This window comes from Acidobacteriota bacterium, from assembly GCA_030774055.1.
Taxonomy (GTDB): domain Bacteria; phylum Acidobacteriota; class Terriglobia; order Terriglobales; family Acidobacteriaceae; genus JACPNR01.
In genome coordinates this window covers 1-2,476 of the sequence record JALYLW010000050.1, presented here as the reverse complement: position 1 = coordinate 2,476, position 2,476 = coordinate 1, and the positions used below count along the sequence as shown (strand labels likewise).

The window sequence follows — 2,476 nt, the reverse complement described above, 5'->3', positions numbered from 1 at the left end:
ACCGGCCGCTCGCGCGAGCGGCCGGTTTGCCGAGTGGGGTTCGACCTGTCTTCGCTGGGTTATTCGCTATTGCTGTTGCTGCCGTTCGCGCCCTTCGCCGCGCGCCTGTCGGCTCTGATCGATTGCGCGACCACGCCATCGAAGGCGGTGGCAGCGAACAGGCGGCCGCGCGAGGCGCTCAGCCCACGCAGTGTCCAGCCCGCCTCGCCCACACGGCGCCAGCGCAGGTCAGTCGGCGGCGCCGAAAAGACGCCACCCTTGCGGTCGATGCCGAGCATGCGTCCACCCTCGGCGTCGTAGGCCAGGTTGATGAAGTTTCCGGTCGGCGCGGATTCGTGCTTCCAGGTATCGCCGGCATCCGTGGAGTGGAAGGCGCCTACGCGCGTGGTGATCCAGATATTGCCGGAGCCGTCGATGATCGCGCCATTGATGGGCGCGACATAATTCGGCAGCTTCGCCTGGTACCAGGTGGTGCCGTCGTCGAGCGAGATCAGCAACCGGCTGGGCGCTGCGACCGCGATCATGCGCTTGCCCGCCGCCGGGCTCACCCCCACGCTCAGGATCTCAAGCTCTTCCTGCACCGGCCCGCCGTACCACGTGCGGCCTTCGTCGCTCGACCAGAACAGGCCGGCGGAGGTCGCGGCGTACCACTTGTTGGGCACGATCTCCAGGTCATTGACGCGCGCTTTGAGCTGGCTCACCTCGCGCTTGGTCTTGGTCTCGGGAACGACCGTCACCGTTGCCTTCTTCTTGCCCTTGGCCGGGACGCGGACTTTCTTCGATGTGGTGACGGTGCGCTCCGTCACCACGGTATTCACAGCCTCCCAACGGACCGTCTTCGGGTCGAAGAGGAAGATGCCGGTGTTGGTGCCGGCCAGCACTTTGTCGTTCCCGGTCTGGCGCAACGCGAACACATCGCGTCCGCCGAGGCCGAAGCTGATCTGGCTCCAGTGTTCGCCCTCGTCATGGGAGACGAAGACGCCGCCGTATTCCTTATCGTTGATCAAGCCGGCATAGACGGTGTTCGAATCCTCACGATCGGCGAGCACAGCCGCCACCTGGCGGTGAGCGAAGCCGCGGTTCGCAGCGGAGAAGGTCTTGCCCGCGTTGGTGCTGGCGAGCACGCCACTGCGATCGGTGGCGATCATCACCCGGTTGGAATCACGCGGATCGATGAGCACGTCGTTGACGATCAAGTTCGCCGCGGTGATGCGCTTCCAGCTCTTGCCCGCGTCTTCGGTGCGCCACAGGCCCTCGGTGGTGCCGGCGTAGACGGTTTCGGCTCGGTTCGGGTCCTGCTGCAGCACGCGCGTGCGGCGCGCCGAGAATGGGATGCCCTGCGCCTTGCGGAACAGGTTGCCGGCATTCTCGCTCTTGTAGATGCCCGAGCAGGCGCTGATGTAGACGACCTGGGGATCCACCCGGCTGATGATGATGGAGAACACATCGGAATCGTCGATCACGCCCTGCTTGATGTGCTGCCAGTTCCGGCCGCCATCCGCTGTCTTCCACGGCAAATGCCAGGTGCCGGCGTAGACCACATCCGGGTCCTTGGGATCGATGGCGATGGACTCGATGTTCTTGATCTCGGCATGATTCTCGGGCGAGATGCGCTTCCAGCTCTCGCCGCCATCCAGGCTGCGGAAGACGCCATCGAGCGCGCCGATCACCAGCACCTTGGGGTTCGAGGCGGAGAGCGCGAGCGCGCGGATCGATTTCCCGTGCACGCCTTTCAACGCCTGCCAGGTCTTGCCGCCGTCGGCGCTGCGGAACACATCGCCCGCGTTGTTGTCTTCCACGCTCCATGCCCCCACGTACATCGTTCCCGCAGGATCGATGACCATGTTGTCGAGCACGTAGTCGTGCCCGCCGAGGTGGGCGAAGCGCGTCCACGAAGCGCCCGCATCGTTCGAGACGAAGAGGCGGCCGGCGCTGGTCCCCAGGTAGATGCGGTCGGGATGCTGCGGATCGAAAGTCAGGCTGCGAACATCGCCACCGTCGGGGCCGATCGGCTTCCAGTCATTGCCCAGCGCAGCCACGTTCTGAGCAACCACGGCGGAGGGAGCAACGGCGGGCGCAACCCCGGGCGCAGCCGCGCTCGGCACAGCCACTTGCGGAGCAGCACTTTGCGAAGGAGTACTCGGGGGGACAGCGCTGGTCGCAGCCGGGCTCTGCGCCGCGACCGGCAAGGCGGAGAGCAGGAGGAATAAGCACAGCAACAAGCACAGCAGGGACTTGCGGGGAAACTCGGATACCATTTTTTCAATACCCTCAGGTGCGGCCAGTACACCTCTATGAGATGCGGTTGCGTTGCGTTGCGAAAGCTAAGCTGCCACAGCGACCCGGAGGGAAACCAGATCACGCCGGACAGCAAGAAAACGGCCGGTAGGACGATTGTCCTACCGGCCAGATTGTACCCCGACTCTAGTACTACTCAGCCGGAGTGTTTTGACTGCCCTATTTCATCGGCTTCGCC

The 2,476-nt window shown here is 64.6% G+C and carries 1 protein-coding gene; it reads right to left on the bottom strand.

Annotation, left to right across the window (positions count from 1 at the left end):
• Positions 1–59 precede the first annotated feature (59 nt).
• On the bottom strand, positions 60–2,111 hold the full coding sequence (locus tag M3P27_04125; GenBank protein MDP9267497.1) for a transcriptional regulator: 2,052 nt from the start codon (positions 2,109–2,111) through the stop codon (positions 60–62).
• Positions 2,112–2,476 lie beyond the last annotated feature (365 nt).